Origin of the sequence: Flavicella sediminum, from assembly GCF_006381105.1 — a bacterium.
GTDB lineage: Bacteria > Bacteroidota > Bacteroidia > Flavobacteriales > Flavobacteriaceae > Flavicella > Flavicella sediminum.
The window spans coordinates 1,138,278-1,161,618 of sequence record NZ_VDET01000002.1 but is presented as its reverse complement, the minus strand read 5'-3'; the positions used below and the strand labels follow the sequence as shown (position 1 = coordinate 1,161,618).

General features: G+C 34.6%; 16 protein-coding genes. 8 read left to right on the top strand and 8 right to left on the bottom strand.

Annotated features, from left to right (window positions below):
• Nucleotides 1–227 precede the first annotated feature (227 nt).
• Nucleotides 228–1,778 carry a hypothetical protein gene (locus FGM02_RS05095; protein WP_139957232.1) on the top strand — a complete coding sequence of 517 codons (1,551 nt, stop codon included), beginning with the start codon at nt 228–230 and terminating at the stop codon, nt 1,776–1,778.
• A 117-nt stretch (nt 1,779–1,895) separates the two neighbouring features.
• Nucleotides 1,896–2,933, top strand: a complete 1,038-nt coding sequence (locus FGM02_RS05090; RefSeq protein WP_139957231.1) for an NADP(H)-dependent aldo-keto reductase — start codon at nt 1,896–1,898, stop codon at nt 2,931–2,933.
• A gap of 176 nt (nt 2,934–3,109) precedes the next feature.
• Here the strand turns inward: FGM02_RS05090 and FGM02_RS05085 are convergent, their stop codons facing one another.
• From FGM02_RS05085 to FGM02_RS05055, 7 genes are all read right to left on the bottom strand, one after another.
• Entirely contained in the window at nt 3,110–4,000 is an 891-nt protein-coding gene (locus tag FGM02_RS05085) for a DUF1735 domain-containing protein (protein ID WP_139957230.1), read from the bottom strand.
• A 25-nt stretch (nt 4,001–4,025) separates the two neighbouring features.
• Nucleotides 4,026–5,828: a RagB/SusD family nutrient uptake outer membrane protein gene (locus FGM02_RS05080; RefSeq protein ID WP_139957229.1), complete on the bottom strand. Its 1,803-nt coding sequence runs from the start codon at nt 5,826–5,828 to the stop codon at nt 4,026–4,028.
• A 13-nt stretch (nt 5,829–5,841) separates the two neighbouring features.
• Entirely contained in the window at nt 5,842–8,622 is a 2,781-nt protein-coding gene (locus FGM02_RS05075) for a SusC/RagA family TonB-linked outer membrane protein (RefSeq protein WP_139957228.1), read from the bottom strand.
• Nucleotides 8,623–8,639: 17 nt separating this feature from the next.
• A complete protein-coding gene (locus tag FGM02_RS05070) occupies nt 8,640–10,484 on the bottom strand; it encodes a RagB/SusD family nutrient uptake outer membrane protein (RefSeq protein ID WP_139957227.1) in 1,845 nt (614 codons plus the stop codon).
• Between the two features lie 36 nt (nt 10,485–10,520).
• Entirely contained in the window at nt 10,521–13,868 is a 3,348-nt protein-coding gene (locus FGM02_RS05065; protein ID WP_166461135.1) for a TonB-dependent receptor, read from the bottom strand.
• A 218-nt stretch (nt 13,869–14,086) separates the two neighbouring features.
• Nucleotides 14,087–15,229 carry a FecR family protein gene (locus FGM02_RS05060; protein WP_139957225.1) on the bottom strand — a complete coding sequence of 381 codons (1,143 nt, stop codon included), beginning with the start codon at nt 15,227–15,229 and terminating at the stop codon, nt 14,087–14,089.
• A gap of 65 nt (nt 15,230–15,294) precedes the next feature.
• Nucleotides 15,295–15,864 carry an RNA polymerase sigma-70 factor gene (locus tag FGM02_RS05055; protein WP_139957224.1) on the bottom strand — a complete coding sequence of 190 codons (570 nt, stop codon included), beginning with the start codon at nt 15,862–15,864 and terminating at the stop codon, nt 15,295–15,297.
• A 558-nt stretch (nt 15,865–16,422) separates the two neighbouring features.
• On the opposite strand from FGM02_RS05055, the gene nrfH reads away from it, so the two are divergent.
• Genes nrfH through FGM02_RS05035 form a run of 4 tightly spaced genes read left to right on the top strand, consistent with a single transcriptional unit; the run spans nt 16,423 to nt 20,589 of the window.
• Nucleotides 16,423–17,028, top strand: coding sequence for a cytochrome c nitrite reductase small subunit (gene nrfH / locus FGM02_RS05050; protein ID WP_139957223.1), 606 nt, complete (start codon nt 16,423–16,425; stop codon nt 17,026–17,028).
• Nucleotides 17,029–17,030: 2 nt separating this feature from the next.
• Nucleotides 17,031–18,521 carry an ammonia-forming cytochrome c nitrite reductase gene (gene nrfA / locus FGM02_RS05045; RefSeq protein ID WP_139957222.1) on the top strand — a complete coding sequence of 497 codons (1,491 nt, stop codon included), beginning with the start codon at nt 17,031–17,033 and terminating at the stop codon, nt 18,519–18,521.
• Nucleotides 18,522–18,536: 15 nt separating this feature from the next.
• Nucleotides 18,537–19,784 (top strand): cytochrome c biogenesis protein ResB, encoded by a 1,248-nt coding sequence (locus tag FGM02_RS05040; protein ID WP_139957221.1) that lies wholly within the window; start codon nt 18,537–18,539, stop codon nt 19,782–19,784.
• Between the two features lies 1 nt (nt 19,785).
• A complete protein-coding gene (locus tag FGM02_RS05035; protein ID WP_139957220.1) occupies nt 19,786–20,589 on the top strand; it encodes a cytochrome c biogenesis protein in 804 nt (267 codons plus the stop codon).
• 193 nt (nt 20,590–20,782) lie between these two features.
• On the opposite strand, the gene trpS is transcribed toward FGM02_RS05035, so the two are convergent.
• Complete coding sequence (gene trpS / locus FGM02_RS05030) at nt 20,783–21,751, bottom strand: tryptophan--tRNA ligase (protein ID WP_139957219.1); 969 nt, start codon at nt 21,749–21,751, stop codon at nt 20,783–20,785.
• A gap of 131 nt (nt 21,752–21,882) precedes the next feature.
• Between trpS and FGM02_RS05025 the strand changes: the two genes are divergently transcribed.
• The gene (locus tag FGM02_RS05025; protein WP_166461134.1) at nt 21,883–22,629 is read left to right on the top strand and encodes a lysophospholipid acyltransferase family protein; all 747 of its coding nucleotides are present in this window, start codon (nt 21,883–21,885) and stop codon (nt 22,627–22,629) included.
• 32 nt (nt 22,630–22,661) lie between these two features.
• Nucleotides 22,662–23,306 (top strand): PAQR family membrane homeostasis protein TrhA, encoded by a 645-nt coding sequence (gene trhA, locus FGM02_RS05020; protein WP_139957218.1) that lies wholly within the window; start codon nt 22,662–22,664, stop codon nt 23,304–23,306.
• The last annotated feature ends 35 nt before the right edge of the window (nt 23,307–23,341 follow it).

Here is a 23,341-nt window from a genome sequence, read left to right as displayed (position 1 = left end):
ATAAGCCTACTTATAGTGTCCGTTTACAAAGAAAGACATTTGAAATTTTCAAATGTCTTTCTTCGTTTAACTATTTGGCTCAAATAGGACACAGACAAAAGTACGAGACTCTGATGGACATAATTTCTTCGTTTCATAAATTTTTATGCACATCTAATTGACATAGAACTACATGGTGAAACTGTTGGCTATGTATTTTTACAACTATATAAAAACACCTACAAACCATGAATAAATTATTTGTCTTACTGTTAGTAACTATCAGTTGTTTTGGTCAAAAACAACAAAAGGATTCCTTTTATTTCAACCCGAATGAAGGTTCTGGTTTTGTTGAAATAGAAGCCACGGATGTAAATTATTCAAAAGGAGAAGCGATTAATCATACCCTTCAAAAGAGTATCGATAAATTAACGAAGAAGGGTGGAGTCATAAAGATCAATTCAGGTACCTATAAAATAAACGGGGGACTTTCTTTTAAAAGTAATGTGCATATAAAAGTGGCTGCTGGAGCCGTATTTGAATTGGATGGAACGGGGACTATCTTTTCAGCACAAAGTGGTTCTGAAATACCTTTAACAAATTTTAGTTTTCAAGGTTTAGGAACAGACAATAGAAAATCAGGAGGTTCCGATGATCGCTTTGTTATCAAATTTAAATATGAAAATAAAAGTTCAAACACCAAAAAAAGTGCCGTTATTAGAATTGGAAATGCCTCGAATTTTAAATTGGCAAACTTTATAATTATAGACCAATATACGCAACCATCATCTATTGCTTTATCTCCAGAATTCACCACAGTAAATGTGTTTTCAAGTGATAAAGAAGAAAATATAGATGGAAAAAAAGCGGCAAAAAAAGCCAAGAAGAAATCCTCTTCTAGGTCAAATCTTATAAATAAAGTGTACGGTGTACCCTCCAAAGGAATTGTTGAAAATATAGATAATTTAAATGGTGCTTTTGGGTACGGTTTGGTGCAAATGCAGGCAGGAAATAATATTGTTTATAGAAATTTAAGCGGTACAGGTGGTATTATTGTTCGCTTAGAGTCGGGATTAAATATCAACCAATTGTTCAGGCCTGTTGGTTCTAAGGCTGTGTATACGGTAGGAGGTATTGGTTTGCCTTTAACAATTGACAAACAACCAAAAATTGATTTGGTGTATTTAGATCATATTTCATGTAAAGATGGCCACTCCGCTTTTTCTATGTCGCCACATACCATCCACCAAGGAAGAGTTTTTATCAAAAATATTCATGTGGAAGCTTGTCAGGATGCAGGTTATGTAGGAGATGGTTTTATAAATAATTTTAGCAGAGAAGAAGCTGCTGGTTTAGATGTGGCCGCTTTCGGAATTACACCGGGTTCTTTTTCGGGCGAATCTACCGTAGAGAATGTAACCGCAATTTTTGGTCAGAATGCACAAATAAAAGCTAAGAATTTTAAATACATTCCTTGTGAATTAAGAATAGATAAAGGAGCAGATGCTACGGATCCGAATAAAGGACTAGCCGTAGAAATAGGACTAGATTTTGAAAGTTATAGAGGACCTTCTTTGCATTCTATAAAAGATGGGAGTACAACAGGAATTAAGATTACGAATGTAAAGGCTTTCGGTTTTCCAAGTTCCATTCCGGCCAATGGGTTGATAAAAACAAGTGGGCAATACGATTTTAATAAGTGCGAGCGTATTGTAAGATCTTCAAAAGAAAGTAAAGCTAAGAGCGACAAGAAAAAAGACAAAAAGGGTAAAAAAAAGAAAGATAAAAAATTTAAATAATTCTGATTTGTTGTTACAATTTCTCAGTTCAAGAAATTGAAAAAATTATAAAAAAAGCATTTGAAGAGTTTCAAATGCTTTTTTGTATTTTTGATTTTCAAATTTTTTTTGCATTCCATGAAGTACACGAAAATTCCAAATACAGATATAAAAGTTAGTAAAATATGTTTAGGTACCATGACTTTTGGTGAACAAAATTCAGAAGTTGAAGCCCATGAACAATTAAACTATGCAGCTTCAAAAGGAGTTAATTTTATAGACACGGCAGAAATGTATAGTGTACCTGGTAGACAAGAAACTCAGGGTAATTCTGAACGATTTATTGGTACTTGGTTGAAAGATCAAAAAAGAGCTGATTTTGTTGTGGCTACAAAAGTAACAGGACCAAATCCTGGCTTGTCCTATATAAGAAAGCCACAAGCTTTTTCGAAAAATTTAATTCTGAATGCGGTAGAAGATAACTTAAAGCGTTTGCAAACAGATTATATAGATTTGTATCAAATTCATTGGCCTGATAGAAATGCAAATTATTTTGGAAAATTGGCTTACCAACATAATAGCGAAGAGCAATGGCAAGATACTATAGGAACTGTAGTGGAAACTTTGGATGTTTTGGTAAAAGCTGGAAAAATTAGACATTATGGAATTTCTAATGAAACTCCTTGGGGAACCATGCGACATTTACAAGAAAGTACCACAAACAATTTAACAAGGGTAAAAACCATTCAGAATCCGTACTCTTTGTTAAATAGGTCTTTTGAAATAGGAAATGCTGAGGTAGCTATGAGAGAAAATATTGGACTTTTGGCTTATTCTCCTTTAGGTTTTGGCGTATTGTCTGGAAAATATTTCAATGGAAAATTACCTGAAAAATCGCGTTTAAAGCTTTTTCCTGCTTACAATAGGTATAGCAATGAACAAGCGCTGTTTTTAGCGGAGAAGTACGCTGAATTAGCAAAAAAGCATGGGGTAAGTTTAGTTGAGTTGTCCTTGGCATTTATTGAAAGTCAGCCCTTTGTTACGGCTTCAATTATAGGAGCTACCACTATGCAGCAATTAAAAGAAAATATAGCCACAATAAATGTAAAATTATCTAATGAAATTTTAGAAGAAATTGATGCAATACATCGTTTACAACCAAATCCAGCACCTTAAATAAAGGTCTATGTTTCAGATAAAAAAAAGAACCCTAAAGACCAATTTAGGGTTCTAAGCACTACATATTAACTAAAAACTAAGGTTTTTCTAAATTCGGTGTTTTACCCGAAATAGAAGAAATACAATGTAGTCTATAACCGTCTTTTAATGTTTTTAAAAGACGGTTTTTTATTTTAGTTCCAATCCTCTAGGATCAATTCGGTGTTTCTATAATACAAAGTATCTTTTACTGCGTGTAAATCACCAGCTGTGTCTTTGTAATTGTATTCTAAGGTAAAATTTCTTGTATTTGGGTCATAGTTACCCGTTCCGTTATTTTCTGTAATACCTGTGGTCTTTTCATTTTGTTCAATGGTGACTGCTGAGCCATTAACTCCAAGAACCATGTCATACTTTGGTTTTGAAATTCTTTGATCCCAATCATAACGAACCAGCAAGCTGTCTTTTGCAAAAGTTTCTAACATCATATCTTGATTTTCTGTCAAATCTTTTTCAGAATAAGAAATGCTTTCTAAAACGGTACCTGTACCATCTACTTTTGAATCGACTCCCTTTAGGTAATACCAACCATGGTACTTATTGTAGTAACGAAGCACGATAATAGAAAAATGTTTGTTTTCTAAAATAGAATCGGTTGTACTGTTTACCATTTGAATGGGCAATGCATAATTTTTACCCACTGCTAACGGATCGTTTAAAAACTTGTCCTTATCCAAAGTTACCTTTACACTACCCTTAAATTTTCCACTTGGAATGGTAATGTTTTTACTGGCAAGCGTATAATAATCTTCAGGTAATTGGGTCAATTCAGGATAGCTATTTAGCAAGGTATCCTGAATGATAAATTCAACTTTTTCATTGGTTTTATTGCTGTATTTTCCACCAAGTACAGCGCCAATTTCAAAACTTAAATCTTTTCCTTCTTCATCTACAAGAGTTCTTAGTGGAAATTGTCTTGCAAAATAAGTAGTTGAATATTCGTAATCTATTTTATAGTCGTCATAGCAGCCTTGTAATAAAAGCAAGGTTCCCATAAAACATACAAATGCTATTTTTTTTATCATAATCTTAAAATTTTAGTTGCGCTTATTACCACCCTTGGTTTTGAGTAATATTCTCTGTTTTTAATAATTCATTAAATGGTAGTGGCCCATAATTCATATAAGCTTTGTAGCTCGGTGTTACCACATTTTTTCGTTCATAATTAAAACTGCCATCGTTGTTTTTGGTAATCGTAACTCCTGCAATAGGTGTATTTAAATTATCTTCCCATCTTCTTAAGTCAAAAAAGCGATGTCCCTCAAAACACAATTCTATTCTACGTTCATTTTTTATCAAAGCTCTCATTGCTTCTTTAGAATTAATTGTTGCCAAATACAAATCAGCTGGATCAATTCCTGCTCTTTTTCTAACTTCAGCTATGGCTTGTCTTGCCGACATACCTAATGAAGCATCATCAGGTCCGAAAGCTTCATTGGCAGCTTCTGCAAAATTTAAAAAGACTTCAACCTTTCTAAATAAAGCATGGTAATGCTGGTCATTCACAACATTTCCTACTACCAAATTTGATTTAGAGCTGATCCATTTACGTAAATAATACCCCGTTCTAGTAGCTTGCTCAATGGTTACGTTATTGCTTTCACTTGGCATATTGTTTCCGCCTTCAAAAGTTTCTACCGTTTGGTTTTTAAACGATTGATTGTTATGAATAACAGTCATGTAGAAACGAGGATCTCTATTTACATACATGTCATTTTCATTATAACCACTGGCAGGATCTGTAATAGGATATCCGTTGGCCATTGGAAAAGCATCAACTAAATTTTGCGATGGATTGCATCTACCTGCTCCTTTAAGCCCATCACCAGGAGGGAAATGATTGCGCTCTAATCCATTGTTTCCATTTTGATTTCCGCTTCCTCTGCGCATAATCAATTCATCATTTTGATCATTGTTATAAAATTTTGCTGAAATATTTTGCACATCATAAACATCAGTAGGAAGCGTGGTACCTATCATCTCGATTACCTCATAAGCTGCTTCTGCCGCTTCAGTAAAGGAAGCAGTTGCAAAGGCCGGACTAGCTGCATACAAAACAACTCTAGATTTTAAAGCCTTGCAGGCAATAGTTGTCGGTCTTCCCAGATTATTTATTCCAAAATCATCGCCATTTCCTTCGTATTTATCTAACAAGCCAGCAGCTAATGCAGTATCAATATCCTCAATAATTTGTTGAACACAGTCGGCATAAGAATTTCTAGATAAGTTTAAATCGTCTACATTTATATCAAGTGCTGAGGTAATTAGAGGAATTCCTAGGAGTTCTCCATTTGAATCGACACCACCATACCTGCGTAAAAGATCAAAATGAATCCAAGCTCTTAAAAAATAAGCCTCTCCTTTGAGTCTATTTTGGTAGGCTTCATTTCTAACCAAATCAGATTTAAAATAAAGCATGTTTTCATCAAGGCCAAGCTCAATAAAAAGGTTTACATGTTTTAAATCATCGTATCTAGATTGCCAAGAGTTAATGGGATTAGAAACGGCGGTCCAGTAGCCCTCAATTTCTACCATTTTGTTCATGCTACCCGACAAATTATTGGATAAGGCATTGTCTGTCGAACTGTCCAAAAAATCGGCACCAAAAGTGTCGTATGAAGTTGGAATTGAACGGTAGGCATAGGTTAACAAACCACGAACATAATTTGGGTTTTCCAACAATTGTTCAGAGGTTCTTTCATTCGTCAATTTTGTTTCAAAATAATCATCGCAAGAAGAAAAAAGAATCAAAATTCCTAAGGTGAATAAAATATTTTTCATGGTATATCTTTTTTTGAAAACGGTCAGTGTTTCAGGACCTGATTTTTCATTTTTATATCGCTTTTGCATCATCGTATTTTTATGTTTAGTAGGTTAGTTTTAAACCTAAGGAAACTGTTTTATACATTGGATAAGTACTTATTCCAGAGTTTAAATTTTCCGGATCAGCGTCTTTAATTTTAGAAATAGTGAACAAGTCATTTCCTCGAACAAATAATTTGAAATTCTCTGCACCGAAGTTTTTACTTATATAACCAGGAAAAGTATAACTTAACTCGGCGGTTCTTAGTTTAAAGAAAGCACCATTGGTCATCCAGTAGCTTGAATTTCTGTAACTATGCGATTGATTTAAAGTGGTTAATCGAGGAGAAGTCGCTCCGGCAACAGCTCCTGGAACAGCAGAACCAACGGCTTTTACAGAATATTTATTTTGTCCTGTATTCCAGTAATAAGAATTATTCAGCATTTTGTCTAAACCAGCAACTCCTTGTCCAAGTACAAATAAGCCCAAACCTTTGTATTCAAGATTGATATTCAAAGAATAATTTATCCTAGGAAAGCTGTTTCCAATTACTTTTTGGTCAAATTGATCGATGATATTGTCGTTTTTATCATTGATATAATTAACCAGTTTTACATCTCCAGGAATTATATCTCCGTAAGAAGAGCTGACACCATGATTTGTAATAGCTGTTTGGTCGGCATACAAACCATCAGCTTCCCATCCCCAAATAGCATCCGTTACTTGTCCTGTTCTGTTTGTGTGTGCGTATTCATTTACTTCATCAAACACTTCATTTGTTGCTTTTGAATAAATAAAATTAGCACCTACAGAATAACTTAAATCACCAACTTTATCGTGGTATTTTACAAATAAATCCATACCCTTATTCGAAATTTCATTAAAGTTTCCAATCGGTTTTAATTGTCCGGTAAAGTCAGGCACAGCATTGTTTAAAACAACAGGAATATCGTATCTATATTCGTTAAAATAATTGATTTCTAGGTCTAGCTTATTTTTAAACAAACTAGCTTCTATACCAAAATTTAACTCTCTTGATTTTTCAAAGGTGATGTTTTTATTACCTATTTGACCCGCTCTCCATCCGTATTCAATATTGGCACTTTTTGGTCCGGTTCTAAAGTTTCCATTGGCAACATAAAAATCATTGTATAGTAAATAATCAAAAGAACGATCATAGCCCATTACACCAAAAGATCCTTTTAGTTTTAGGTAATTTATATGGCTATTGTCTTTTAAAAAGTCTTCTTTGGAAAGAATCCATCCAAAACCACCAGCTCCAAATAAGCCCCAACGGTTTTCAGGTGTAAATTTATCAGAACCCATATAAGAAGAAGTTCCTTCAAAGGTATACTTGTCTTTTAAAGTATAATTTACACGCAGTCCGAAGTTCATGTTTTTATCATCTTGTTGTGTTGTAGGACCCGCTAATGTTGATTTTCTTGTTAAGGTTTGCTGAATAGCGGCCAAATTGATTTGTAAATCATTGTCATCCCAAGATTTTTCATAATCGATATTTGCAACCAATCCTACATTTTGGTAAACATCATCACCACGTCTTCCTTCTTGACTGGCTAACTGATCAACACCTTCTCTAGTTGTGTCGTTGATATCTCCATTGTTAATTCGTATTCTAGAGTATTGCAAAGCTTTCCCAATATTGATGTTATTGTACATATCAAAAGTTAAGTAGGCACCTGCTTTTAAGCCTTTGGCATATTTATCAAGATCAAAATTGAATCCAATATTAGTTTGCGCATAGTAGTTTTTAGTATTTACATAGCCAGATCTAGCTAATTCTCCAACAAGGTTGGTCCCTAATCTTGGACTGAAACCTAAATTGTCTGTGTCACCTACTTCTCCAAACCAAAGAGGATAATCATTTGGACGATGTGTTGATAAAGATTTAAAGAAGTCCTCATTGCTAATATTTGCTCTGTCCCAAATATCCATTCTTCCAGCAATATCTAAAAACATAGAAGTCACCTCGTTTACTTTAAAATCTAAGTTCCCACGAACATTCAGTCGATTGAATTTTTGATTTTTACCCAAGTTTTCTAGTCCGTTTTCTCCTACATAACCTAAGTTTAAGAAAAATTTAGTTTTGTCTGAACCTCCAATTAATTGTGCATTGAATCGTTGAAATGACGCACTTTTTTTCAAGAATTCGTCATAAAAATCAACATCAGGATTTAAAACAGAAGGGTTGTTTCTGTAATTGTTTATTTGTTCATCAGAATAAAAAGGATCTTTACCATCATTAATCAATGCTTGGTTGTACAAACTCGCATAATCAGCAGAATTTACGTAGCTAGGCAAGCTAGCAGCAGTTTTGATTCCATATTCATGGAAAAAAGTCAGTTTGTGTTTGCCGTCGTATCCTCGTTTGGTGCTTACCATAATAACCCCATTTGCAGCTTTGCTGCCATACAGCATTTTTGCGGTTATATCTTTTAAAATTTGAATACTTTCTATTTCGTCTAAGGCAATACTTGATAGCGATCTATTGGCAATACCATCAATTACAATTAAAGGGTGGTCAGAGGCTCCACCTCTTGATTGTCCTCTAATTTTCAGATAGGTAGTATCAAAACCAGGAGCTCCATTGCCTTCAAAAACAATTAGTCCAGGAGCAAGTCCGTTTAAAACGGATTCCACGTTATAGTCCGAAGAATGCAAAAGATCTTCACCTTTGATAACATCTACAGCACCTACATGTTTGTTTTTACTTACTTCGCCAAAAGGAAGTATAACTTTATTGGAGTCTTTTATTGTATCACTTACCTTTTGAGCAGATGTAATACTCACTATGGCAGTAAATAGTAATAATATATAATATTTCATGTTTCTAAATTTTTAATTTACCACCCAGGATTTTGTTCAAACTTGGACATAATGTTCATGACATTTGTAGGAAAAGGATACCAGTAATGGCGGTCTTCAAATATTCTTTGCGCACCTGGAATGATCTTTTTATCAAAAATCAAGTTTCCGTTTTCCTCTCTTAAATCAGCACCATAAATATTTCCTTCACCCAATACTTCTTTGGCCAACTTCCATCTTCTTAAGTCATGCCATCTATGAAATTCATGGTAAAGTTCTACGGCTCTTTCGTTGTAAATTCTTTTTCTGAAGCTGTCTTTGTCTACAGTATATTTGGCCAAAACATTTGGCATGTTTGCTCTGTTTCGAACCACATTTATAGCTTGTACAGCAGTTAATCCAGTTCCAGGAACCGCACCATTGGGGCCATAAGCTTCATTGGCAGCTTCTGCAAAATCTAGGTATAATTGAGCAACTCTTAAATGAGGGAAAACTCTGTACCATCCTCTAGATCTATTCCATTTATCATTCCCTGGCCAACTGTGCTTTCCACTATGGTAATAGCCGGTAAACATTTTATTTTTACTGGTTTCAAATTTATAGTGCCATCCGCCTGGTTTTGCATCAAGCGTACGAACAGCTCCTTTAGGGTTTGGTAGGCCTTCAAACATATCTTCACCATGAACAGAAATTAAAGCTTTTAATCTTGGATCACGGTTGCTGTATGGGTCTGCAGGATCAAAATTTCCTAGGGTTGCTGCTTCCGGATCGTTTACATCATAGCCATCATTGGTTTCAAACCAATCAACAGCATTTTGTGTAGGATTTCCTTCAATTGCCCATCCTCCTTTGAATTGAGGTAAAAACCATCCTCTTCCTACAATACCACTTCCGTTAGGATCTGTATCTTTAGATAAAGGAGCTTGTATCAGGGCTTCTTTAGGAAAACCGGATGCTTTGCTATGCCAATTTTCTTTGTACTCCTCCATGCTGTACATAGAATAGCCTCCATTTGGAAAATCGTTAATTGCTTGAGCTCCTGCTATAGCCGCTTTTTGTGCATATTCATTGTTGTAGGTTTTTGTGTTAGAACCATACGGATTTAACTGTGGATTCATTAAGGGACTGGCAGCGTATAACAATGCCATTGCTTTTAACCCTTTGGCAGAAGTTTTTGTAACTCTTCCTAAGTTTTGGTCGTTCCATTTTTCAGGTAGGTATTGAATTGCTTTGTCCAAATCGGCTACTAAAGAATCTGTAGATTGCAAATAGCTAGGTCTTACTTCGTCAAAATCTTTATTGGTATCGTACGCTTTATTTAAAATAGGAAAACCACCATAACGTCGTATGATTTGAAAATAATGAAATCCTCTTAAAAAATAGCTTTGTCCTATCAATTGATCTTTCAATTGCTGAGGAGTATAGCCTGTTTCTGTAGGATACTCCGTCAAAAGATCAATATTTTCTAAAACCGTATTTACAGTTCTAATAGCTAAAAAAGCTTTGGAAGCGGGTTCTGTTTGGAAGTCGTTGTTATGAAATTCAGCCCCTCCACTGCGGTTCAGCATTCCGCCTAGTTCTCTATAACTAGAGTTCATCCAATTCCCAGAATTAAACACGGTATGTGGAGGGAATTTGGTTTGTGATACTTGACATTCATCAGACATAACACCCAATTCACTTGCCCAGTCGGTATCAGAATACACATAATTTTGGATCAATCGATTTGCTCTGTCTAAGGTTCCACGAGTAGAATAATAGTCGGTAAAAACTTGCTCTTTACTAATTCCTAACTCAGGACTCACATCTAAATAATCTTCACATGAACTGGCAGTTATGGAAACGCCCCATGCAAATAGAAGAAGTTTATAGTATTTTTTCATCTTATTAGATTTTAATTTTTTTGAATAGTATTTATTTTAGAAGGACAATCGCACTCCTAAATTGAATCGTTGTGTAAGTGGATATACATTTAAGTGACGCTGTTCTGGGTCAAATTCATCAGGCAAATCAGACCAAGTAGCCAAGTTGTTTCCATTCACATAGATTTCAAAAGAATCGAACAAACCAATTTTGTCCAATAATTTTTTATCTAAGTTGTATTTAATTTCCATAGTTTTGAATCTTAAAAATGTACTAGATCTATTGGTATAGGTACTTGCTTGTTGATCGTGAGTGTTGCTTACGGTATGTAAAGCAGGATGTGTACCATTCGGGTTTGTTGGAGACCACGCGTTCAATTGTTCATTATTTAGCAATTGCCAACTAGAAGTCGCAGCCGCAGAATATTCAAACAAATACAAACTAGAAAGGTTTTTAGAAATGTCAAACATTCCGTTAAATAAAGCATGTACTGAAAAGTTTTTATAAGTAAAACCTAAACTGAAAGCATACGATTTAGCCGCATACGAAGGGTCGTTGATTGGAACTTTGTCAAATTGATCAATGATTCCATCTCCATTATAATCAATAAAATTTAAAGACCCCGGAATCAAATCACTTGAATAAGAAGAAATTGTGCTGTTGTACACATCGTCCCAAGATTGGTATAAGCCATCATGAAGATGTCCGCTTGCCCAACCAATAGGTTTTCCAGCTAAACGTTGTTGAGGTGCTGTTGAAGTTGGGTCGTCTCTTTCAATTACCCTACTTTCACTAATAGACATATTTGCTTTTACAAAATATTTTATGTCTTCACCAATTCTAGAATTGTATTTCAATTCTACATCAATACCATGATTTTTAGTTCTTCCTATGTTTGCTCTTGGCGCGGTATTTCCGTACCATGGAGCAACGGTTCTTCTTTCCATAATAATGTCATTCCTTTTTTCATCAAAGAATTCTATAGCTCCTTTAAGTTTGTTATTTAGGAATCCAAATTCTACAGCCAAATCTTGCTTGATTGCTTTTTCCCAAGTATTATCAGGTGTTGCGGGTTTTCCTTCAATATACAAAGGCCCATAATTTTGTACAGGATCTCCATAATAAAAAGAAGCATTATTAGAACCATTTTTATCGTAGGTAGATTGGTAAAGAAAACGTGTGTTTCCTATTCCCTTATCCGACCCAATTTCTCCATAAGAATATCGCAATTTTAAGAAGCTTACAAAGTCTAAATTTTTCTTCATAAATTCTTCCCTTGAAACAACCCAACCGGCAGCCATAGAAGGAAAAAATCCAAAACGCAAACCGGGCGCCCAGTTTTCGTTCCCATTATAGGCTCCATTAAATTCAGCTAAATATTTTTGTTTGTAAGCATAGGTAGCTCTTCCTACCCAGCTTTCTTCAAAACGTGGAAAGTTAACACCATTTTGCGCTTTTCTTCTGTTAAAAAGTGCCATAGCACCCACATCATGATGTCCAAAAGTTTGATTGTAGTTTAAACGAAATTCATAGTACAAACTACTTCCGGAACCAGAAATTGATTCACCATTTACCCTTAAAGGTTCTTGAATGGCATCCGGATTACCTTCTTGTATAAAACCTGTTTTATCTTGGTTAGGATAGTAGTAAAGTAAACTTCTTCTGATACTACTGTTATAAGATTGATTGTAATTGTAGGAAAGTTTTGCAGCGGCTTTGACATGTTTTGTAATGTCTTGCGTTAGCGTAAAATCGGTATACATGGTGTTTGATCTTCTTTTCCATTGCCCTTCTTTTTCCATTCTGTAAAAGTTAGGATTTACAGTGGCACCTGCTTCAGTACCTAAAAGACCACCTTCTAAAATAGGAGCTGTTCCAATTAATGGCGTTTGCCAAATTCTGGTAAAAGCATCTCCATTACCAGTTGCAATACCTCCGTTGGTTCCATTGGTAATACTATTCCCGTTCCAATTTTTAAAATTACCAGCCAAACCGACTTTAAATTTTGTTGTTTTGCTAAAATTGAAATCTAAATTCGTACGCCAATTGTATTTTTTCTGATAGGTTCTAGGATCGAAATCTTTTTGTTTTTCAATATTGAATATATCCCCATCATATTGATATCCTAATGAAGCAAAATAGCTTACAAAATCGTTACCACCAGATACATTTACGTTGTATTGTGAGCTGGTTCCTGTGGTTAACAATTCATTGATCCAAGTGGTATAAGAATAAAAACGCTTGTCGCGATTTGGGTCTCTCCAGGCATCAATTTCACTTTGTGGATGAATGCTACCATACATTCTATCATTCATGGCAGCCATGTTGTAATGCTCAAGTGTAGTGGCATAATCCATATAGTAATCGGTGTTCATGGTTGGTTTTTTTAAACCCCAACTCGATGTAAACCGTACTTTTGTATCTCCAGGTTTTCCTCTTTTTGTAGTAACCAAAATAACACCATTGGCTCCTTTTACACCAAAAACGGCGGTAGCGGAGGCATCTTTTAAAACAGAAATAGAAGCAATTTCATTTGGATCTAAATCGTTGAAATCACGTTCTACACCATCTACTAAAAAAAGCGGATTGTTATCTGTCCAAGTAGACTGACCTCGAATTAAGATATTGGAGGCCGTAGAGCCAGGCTGACCCGCAGCTTGCATGGTAGAAACACCAGGCATAATTCCTGCAAGGGCTTCAGAAACAGTCGCAACACTACCTGCTTGAAGAAGCTCTTCTCCTTTAGCTTGGGTAACAGATCCTACAACGGTTTCCTTTTTTTGAATTCCATAACCAACAACAATAACTTCATCTAGTTCCGCTAAGTTTTCTTTCATTTTAATGTTTAGCGTAGCTTGCCCGTTGACAGGTATGTCTTGTGTTAAAAATCCAATATAGGAAGCTTCCAAAATTGCTTTTTCACTTGAAACATTGATGGAAAAAAAACCATCAAAATCAGAGGTAACCCCAGTTGATGTTCCTTTCTCTAAAATGGTAGTGCCCGGCAATGGAAGTCCGTTTGAGTCGGTAACAGAACCGCTGACTAAGAACTTTTTTTGAGCTACTGTACTTGGAGTAGCAAGCTGTGTTTTGGTGTGTTTTTTCTCAGCTTTTAAAATTATATGCTTATCGGAAACCGTATAGTTAATTTGGGTTCCTGTAAACAATTTATCGAGTACTTTGTCTAATGATTTTTTATCGACTTTTATACTCACTTGTTTTTTGTATTCAATATCGATGTCTTTATAAACGAATTTATAATCTGTAATTGTTTCGATTCTGTTCAATACCCTTTCTAAACTTACGTTTTGTAAACTGAGCGTAATTTTGACGTCTTCAGTATACGTTGAATTGGCATTTATTTGGAAAAAGGATGCAATTAAAAAGAGCGCTGTAAACTTCATTTTTAAATCATAATTAAAAGGAAAGCGTATAGTTTTCCTTAGAGTAATTAGTTTTTTCATTACTTTTATTATTCTTACGTGGTTAGTAAATCTAATCACACCTTAAATCGGGAAATGTTGCAGCATTTTCCGGTTTTTTTTATTGGGTTTAGTCCAGTAGGTGTCATTGAAAATGGATTGGTTTTTTCGGTTAGTTTCAAGTCATGTTTTTTTTGGTTTTAAGGGTTAATAGTTATTTGTTTTTGGTTTAAGGTATAGTTGATACCAAAATTTGTATGAAATGTTTTTAGAATATAGTCTAGACTTTCGTTATCAAAACTGGCTGTAAATAGTACATCATTTAGTTTTTCATTGTTGTTAACAATGGTCACATCAAATTGTCTTTCCAATTTTTTAAGAATGTTTTTAAAAGGCTCATGACGAAAAAGAATGTTTCCTTTTGTCCATGCGGTATAAATAGAAACATCTACTTTTTCTAAAGAAATGTTTTTATCCAATTTGTTTAGGGAAGCCAAACGACCTGGAGTTAACATCGTTGCTTTTTGAGCTTGGTATTTTTTTTCTTGATAAAGAGCAACAGCACCTTCAACTAAAACGGTTTTGGCAGAAAGATCTTCAGGATATGCACTTACATTAAACTTGGTTCCCAACACACGAATATTTAAATCATCAATATGAACCACAAAAGGGTGTAGTGAATCTTTACTCACGTCAAATAAAGCTTCTCCGCTTAAAAACACGTTTCTTTTTTTTCCTTTTATAAAATTTACGGGGTATTTTAAGGTAGTTCCGGCATTTAAATACACATGGGTATTGTCTGATAAAACAACATCAAATTGTTTTCCATAAGGAACAGTTAGTGTATTGTAAATTAATTTTTGCTTTGTACTATTTTTTTTATAACAAATTTTATTTCCTTTTTGAACACCAACTTTGTTTCCTTTGGAGTCTTTAACGTCTATATTTTCGTTCTCTTTAACTACACGAATATTTCCGTTGTTAAGTTTGATGGTAATGCTATTTTTCGAAATTTTTGGTGCTACTGGATCTTGTTCAAATAAGTTAGTGTTGTTCGCTAGATAAATAGAGCTAGCGATAAGGCAAACAAGTAAGGCAGCGTATTTAAGTGGGGTTTTCCAAAGTTGTGCTTGTCTTTGGTGAATGTTTTTTTTGAAGGTATTTAACTCTTTATAGGTATTGGTTGTCGCTTGTGTTTGATCAAACGAGGCGGTGATGCATTCTGCTTTTAATCGGTGAAATTTTTGCGTATTTTCTTTCGAGGCATGTATCCAATTTTCAACTTCTTTTTGTTCTGTAATAGAAGCAGTGCCTTGAATGTATTTTACTATTTTTTGTGTCATTATGAAATGGTCTATAGTTACTAGACGACTCAAATCTTAATCACACCTAAAAAAAATATTTTTTTTTAAAGTAAAGTTAGAAATTCCTTTAAATGCAGTCTCATATGTCGCAATGCATTGGAAATATGGTTGTCTACAGTTCTAATAGAAATATTTAAGGATAAAGCAATTTCGGCATGTTTCATTCCGTCAATTCTACTTTTAATAAAGACATTTTTTCTTTTTTCTGGTAGTAGTTCAATGGCGGCACTTATTCTTTTTTCCAATTCACTTTCAATAAGTGTTGAGGCAATTTCATCATGGATAAAAGCTTCATTGATGGCGCTGTAATTTTCGGAAAAAGTGTTTTTTACTTTTTGATGTTTTAAAACATCTAAACAAGCGTTTTTTGTAATGGTGTATAGGTAATTGTTTGTGTTTTTTACACGGTCAAACTTACTTCGTTTGTCCCATACTTTTAAAAATACATTTTGAACGATACCTTCGGCATCTTCCAAGTTGCCAATATAGCCTTTTGCTATGTGTAAAAGCTTGTCATAATATAGCAAGAATAAAGTTTCATAGCTTGCCTTATCACCGTTCTTCAATAGTTTCCTAAAGGAATCTGATTCTGTATAATTGTTATTTGTTTTCAAATATCGATTATTTTAAGCGCATAACTATCCTGTCAAAAGTTGGCCAGATAGCGGAACTTAGATTTGTAATTTTCCAGAAAAATTCATCATAAAGGTTCTTAAAGATACTACTAAATTGGAAACGAAAGGGAGGTAGTAGATTTCTGTTTTTTCTAACCCAATTTTTTTAAAATCAAACTTGTCTAGTTTGTTTTTAGCTTTATTGTAGCTGTAAGTTTTTGTTTTTAAGTTGTTTATCGTTTGTTTTGTTTTTTTTAAAGTTGTATTTGTTAAGAGGGTAAAAAATGAAAAAAAAGACATATGATTCTTATTTAGTTCAAATTTGTGTTACTATTAACGATGAAATTGTTCTTAAAAATAAACCTGTAGTTGTTGTTGTGTTTTTTGATTAAGACAGGTTTATTTTGTTTTTTTTGGAGGTTTTTAAAATAGTATAATATTTTCCTTCTTTTTTTATGAAACATGATTTTTGTCATTAACAGAAAGCTTAAAAAGCCTAATTTTTGTAATGTAAAAATAAAAGACATTGAAATCTTTTTTTATGTTAAACAGACACAAATGAACAGGCTATTTAGATTTTTTATTCCTCCGAAAGCATGGAGGGTTCCCGTAATAATTCTGTTAGGAGCAATGACAGGACTTACATTTTATGCTTTGATAGAATCCAAAGCGATTTCCTATTTGTCAGATGATCCAAAAACATGTGCCAATTGTCATGTAATGACACCTCAATACACAACTTGGTTAAATAGTTCTCATAGAGAAGTAGCTTCATGCAACGATTGCCATGTGCCGCACGACAATGTTTTCAATAAATATTTTTTTAAAGCCAAAGATGGCCTGTACCATGGGTATGTTTTTACAACCAAAGGAGAACCTGAAGTAATAAAAATGAAAGAAGCTGGAATAGAGGTGGTCCATAATAATTGTATTCGTTGTCACCAAGATCAAGTCATGGATGCGAAGTTGAGTGGCCAAGTTGAAAATCATTTTAGCAACAGAACAGAACGGAAATGCTGGGAATGTCATAAGGAAGTCCCGCATGGCAAAGTACACAGTCTTTCCTCAGTAAAATATTATGGTAAAGTGCCAAGTGAACACCAAGAAACGGTGCCCGATTGGTTAGAGAAATATGTTAACGATTTAGATAAAAAAGAAGAATAATTATGAGCAATAAAAGAAAACCTTGGATGAATTGGGTGCTGTTTTTTGCATCTTTGGTCGTAGTCTTTTTATTAGGACTGCTAGTTTCCTCAATTACAGAACGCAAAATGGAAGCCAAATTTGCCTATACACCTGTAAATAAAATTAAAGAATTAGAACCTAGAAATGAAGTTTGGGGAGAAAATTTTCCTCGAGAATTTCAGTCGTATTATAAAACGGCCGATTCGACATTTAATTCAAAATACAACGGAAATGCCATGATTGATATGTTGGAGGTAGATCCTAGGTTGGTGGTTCTTTGGGCCGGTTATGGATTCTCTAAAGATTACAATCAAGGTCGTGGACATGTTTATGCTGTTGAAGATATTCATAATAGTTTACGTACGGGAGGACCAACAGGCGACAAGGATGGACCTATGCCTTCTACTTGTTGGACATGTAAATCTCCTGATGTTCCAAGAATTATGAATGAACAAGGAGTGGAAGAGTTTTACAAAGGGAAATGGGGAAAATTGGGAGCAGAAATAGTGAATCCTATTGGCTGTGCCGATTGTCATGATTCTAAAACCATGAACTTAAAAGTTACCAGACCTGCTTTGATTGAAGCTTTTGAAAGACAAGGAAAAGACATTAAAAAAGCCAGTCATAATGATATGCGTTCTTTGGTATGTGCGCAATGCCATGTAGAATACTATTTTGACAAAAATATACCAGGAAAAGAAGGAACGCCTTATTTAGTTTTTCCTTGGGATGATGGACAGACTGTAGAAGACATGGAAGCCTATTACGATAATATTGGCCATGTAGATTGGGTACATAAATTGAGTAAAGCATCCATGTTAAAAGCACAACATCCAGGCTATGAGGTGTTCAAAATGGGAATTCATGGACAAAGAGGTGTTTCTTGTGCCGATTGCCATATGCCATATAAAACGGAAGGTGGCCAGAAATTTACAGACCATCATATTCAGTCACCTTTAAACAATGTGGCCAATTCATGTCAAGTTTGTCACCGTGAAGAAAAAGATGTGTTGACGCAAAATGTTTACCAAAACCAAGATCGTATTATTGAAAATAGAGATCAGTTAGAAAGATTGTTGGTCCGTGCGCATGTAGAAGCAAAAAAATGTTGGGATTTAGGCGCTTCTGAAAAACAAATGAAAGATATTTTACATGGAATTCGTTTAGGACAATGGCGTTGGGATTATGCTGCGGCATCACACGGAGGATCTTTCCATGCTCCTGTAGAGTTAGGAAGAGTCATTGGAAAAGGAATTGATATTACTCAGGAAACAAGAATTAAATTGGCCAAATTGCTAATGGAACTTGGCTTTGCTGGAGAGGTATCCTATCCTGCCATAGAAACAAAAGAAGCTGCACAAAAATATATCGGTTTAGATATTGCCAAATTAAAAGCTGAAAAAGCTAAATTTAAAAAAGAATTATTGCCTAAATGGAAAGAGGCAGCTGCTAAAAGAGAAGCAGGTTATTAGAAAATAAAAATAATTATGAGTGATACTACTCAAAAAATTCAACGTAATTCATGGGAGCATCCTTGGGGTTACGTTGAATCTTTTTTTATAGGTTTTGGATTAATTGTTACAGGTCTGTTTTTAGAACTTTTTGTAGCTTCTGGAAATGAATTTTCAGTTTCTTATCCGTACAATATGTGTTTTATTGTGGGGTATTCTGTAAGCTTGTTAGTGGCATATAAATGGTTTTCGCACATTCAGCTAATTCGTTGGCTTACAAAAGTACCCGCTTCCATTTCTAGCATTGCTCTGGTTACTTTATTGGTTATGGTTATGGGAATTATTCCGCAAGTGCCTTCAGAGAACAATTTCATTCAAAATTTTGGACTGAATAGAATGACAAGTAATTGGGCATTCTTATTAATTTTGTTTCAATTTTTAACCTGTTTAGGTTTGATCACCATCAAACGGATTTTGCAATTTAGTTGGTCTAACTTTGGTTTTGTATTAAATCATTTGGGCTTGTTTTTGGCTTTGATAGCAGGTGTTTTGGGTAGCGGAGACTTACAAAGATTGACCGTTGATGTGTATGAAGGAAAACCAAGTTGGATTGCCACAGATAGCAACAACAACCAAATAGAACTGCCTTTTGCTTTTTATTTGAAAGATTTTATGATTGAAGAATACAATCCAAAATTGGCTTTGGTCGATAATAAGTCGGGAAGTATTGCCCATAACAATGGAAAAAACTTGTATTTGGTAGAAAAAGGAGAAACCTATTTTTTTAAGAATTATCAAGTAACCATCAATGAATATTTAGCAACTTCAGGCAAACTAGGTGAAGGTTATTACTTTGTTAATGAAGTAGGTTCACCGCCATCTGCATCGGTAACGGTAAAAAATACGGCAACAGATTCTATTGCAAAGGGATGGATTAGTAGTGGAAGTTTTCGATACCCTTACGAATCTTTAAAAATAAGTGAAGATTATTCTATAGTGATGACCATTCCCGAAGCGAAAAAATTTAGCTCCGATATTGATATTTTAACCAACGAAGGCGAACGTATTAGCACCATTCTAGAGGTAAATAAATCGTTTAAATTTGAAGGTTGGAATATCTACCAATTAAGTTACGACGATCGGAAAGGAAAATGGTCAGAATTAAGTGTTATAGAATTGGTTAGAGACCCCTGGCTGCCCATTATTTATACAGGAATATTTATGATGATAGCTGGCGCAATTTATATGTTTTGGGTTGGAAATAAAATAACTAAAAAAGACTAAAATGACTTGGATAGATTTTCCTTTATATAGCGGAATTGTTGGCCTTTTTTGGTTGGTTGGATTCATCGTATTATTGCTTTCTTATAAAAAAGGAAAGCTTTTAAAATTTGCTCATGTGTTCATTTTATTGGGTTGGTGCATATTAATTGCTTTTGTGGCAAAACTTTGGGTAGAGCTGGATAGACCTCCCATGAGAACTTTAGGAGAAACACGTTTGTGGTATGCTACATTTTTACCACTAATTGGTTTTGTTACGTATATAAGATGGCGCTACAAATGGTTTTTGGCCTATAGTATTGCTATGGCAGGCATGTTTTTAGTTGTCAATTATTTGAATCCTGAAACCTACTCAAAAACCCTGATGCCTGCTTTGCAAAGCCCTTGGTTTGTACCGCATGTATTGGTGTATTTATTTTCTTATGCCGTTTTGGCCGCCTCAAGTATTGTGGCTATTAAGGGGTGGGTAGACAATTACCAAGGAAATTTTTCAATGGAAACTTTAAAACTAGCTGATAATTTGGTGTATATCGGTTTTGCATTTTTGACCTTAGGTTTGCTATTTGGTGCTTTGTGGGCAAAAGAAGCTTGGGGGCATTATTGGACTTGGGATCCGAAAGAAGTTTGGGCATTTTTAACTTGGATGGGCTATTTGATTTATATCCACTACCGATATTTTCATGTACAAAAAACAAAACAAGCTTTGACCATTTTGGCGTTGGCATTTGTGGTTTTGCTAGTCTGCTGGTTTGGCGTAAATTATTTGCCTGTTGCCAATACAAGTGTACATACCTATACGCAAGGGTAATTTTTGGGCGTTCCCCTATGGGGCAGGCTATCACAACTCGCTTTTTAAAATTGTGACCAATCTTAAAAGAGCTCAAACAAATTGTTCTATCCTTAACGCAGTTTTAATAGGCAATATCGAAGAATCTAGCGCAATATATAAAAACAAAAACCCCACAAGCGTGGGGTTTTTAAAGTTTGTTTGAACAGTGTTTTTAATATCCTAGTTTGCTACGTGTTCTTTTTAAAACATCAGCAGCTACTTTTCTAGCTTTTTCAGCACCAATTGCTAGCGCATCGTCTATTTCATTTAAGTTGGCCATATAGTAATTGTAGCGTTCTCTTTGCACTGCAAATTTTTCTATCACAAGTTCATAATAAGCTTGTTTTGCATGTCCGTATCCAAAATTTCCAGCTTCATATTTTGCTCTTAAATCTGCAATTTGTTCTTCAGAACCTAATAATTTATACAAGGCAAATAAATTACAAGTATCCGGGTTTTTAGGATCCTCCATCGGAGTACTATCCGTTTGAATTTTCATGATTTGCTTGCGCAATTTTTTATCATCTAAAAATATATCAATGATATTACCTTGCGATTTACTCATTTTTCCACCGTTTGTTCCAGGAACATACATGGTACCTTTTTGAATTTTCGCCTCAGGTAAAACAAACGTTTCTCCCATTTGATGGTTGAATCTACTGGCAACATCACGTGTAATTTCTAAATGTTGTAGTTGGTCTTTACCAACAGGAACAATTTCAGCATCGTATAATAAAATATCAGCCGCCATTAACATCGGGTATGCAAATAAACCAGAATTTACATCTTCCAAACGATCTGATTTGTCTTTAAAAGAATGGGCAAGTGTCAGTCGTTGAAATGGAAAGAAACAACTTAAATACCAAGTTAATTCTGTTGTTTCAGGAACATCACTCTGACGGTAAAATACAGTTTTGTTAATATCAAGTCCGAAAGCAAGCCAGGCAGCAGCAGTGCTATAGGTGTTGTTTCTTAAAGTGGTTCCATCTTTAATTTGAGTAAGCGAATGCATATCAGCAATGAATAAAAACGATTCATTTTCTGGATTGTTCGCCATTTCAATAGCCGGGATAATTGCTCCTAATAAGTTTCCAAGGTGTGGTGTACCTGTACTTTGTACTCCTGTAAGTATTCTTGACATTTAATTTTATTTGTAGACAAAAGTAAGCAAAGTATCTAGATTTTTAATTTAGGGGGACAAATTTTACCCGAAATTTTTAATTGTGATTAGGAAGGGTTCTTATGTTTGGCAAATAGACTATTTTTGAATGGATGATTACACTTTTCAGAAACATTTTAAGACTGCTTTGGCGAATTTGGTTTTACCTTCTTTTTACAGGGGTTATTGTCATTGGGGCTCCTGTACTGCTCATTGTAACCGCAAAGGAATCTTGGTATCCTGTTTTTTTTAAAGTAGCAAAGGTTTGGGCAAAACTGATTTTAATTGGCATGGGGTTTAAAGTCAAGAAAGAAATTCTTCAAAAAATTCCGAAAGACAAGAGTTTTATGTTTGTGGCAAATCACACATCAATGATTGATATTATGTTGATGCTGGTGGTGGTTAAAAATCCTTTTGTTTTTGTAGGGAAAGCTGAGTTGGCTAAAATACCTGTGTTCGGTTTTTTTTATAAACGGACCTGTATTTTGGTTGATCGAGGAGATTTTAGGAGTCGACAAAAAGTGTTTAAAGAAGCGCAAAGAAGATTGGCGACAGGCCTGAGTATTTGTATATTTCCTGAGGGATTGGTTCCAGAAGATGAATCAATTGTTTTGGAAGAGTTTAAGGGAGGGGCTTTTAAATTGGCCTTGGCACATAAAATACCCATCATACCTTTGTCGTTTTACGATTGTAAAAAAAGATTTTCCTATACTTTTTTCAGTGGATCTCCAGGTTTTTTAAGAGTGAAAATTCACCCACAAATTGAAACGGAAAACTTAGATAAAAATGCCTTTTCTCAGCTTCGAGATTCAACGCATGAACTGTTGTATAAAGATTTAGTACTTCACCAAAAAAACTAGAAGTTTTACCACTTTTTTCGTATCTTAAAAGAATGGAATTTAAGGTGAAATATTATCCGGAAAAAGAAGAAAGGTGGAATGTTATTTCGCATGGGCTGGGGGTTTTGTTGAGTTTAATAGCGTTTCCGTTTTTAATCAGCAAGGCGCTTCAATACGAAGATCCGTTAGTAATGTTGAGTTTTATAATTTACGGACTTAGCATGATTATTTTGTATGTGGCATCTACCTTATACCACAGTGCAAAAAACAGAAAAATACGATACTATTTAAATATTTTTGATCATGCGGCTATCTATGTTTTAATTGCCGGAACTTATGCTCCTGTAGCACTAGTAGTACTGCAGGGAAAAATAGGCTGGCTTATATTTGGGTTTTCTTGGGTATTGGCCATTATAGGTGTTTTTTATAAAATATTTTTTATTGGAAAATATAAAACCATTTCTGTGATTACCTATGTTGCTATGGGTTGGATGGTTATTTTTGCCTTACGATCTTTGTTGGAAAATTTTTCGAGTGAAGGTCTGAGATTTTTGTTGCTAGGAGGAATATTTTATTCCTTGGGTGCTTTGTTTTTTGCCCTACCCAAACTAGCGTATAACCATGCAATATTTCATTTTTTAGTATTGTTTGGAAGTATCAGTCATTTTATTGCGATTTATTGTTTTGCATTGGTTTAAGCGGGTTTGTAGAAAAAGGTTATTTTAGTAAAATA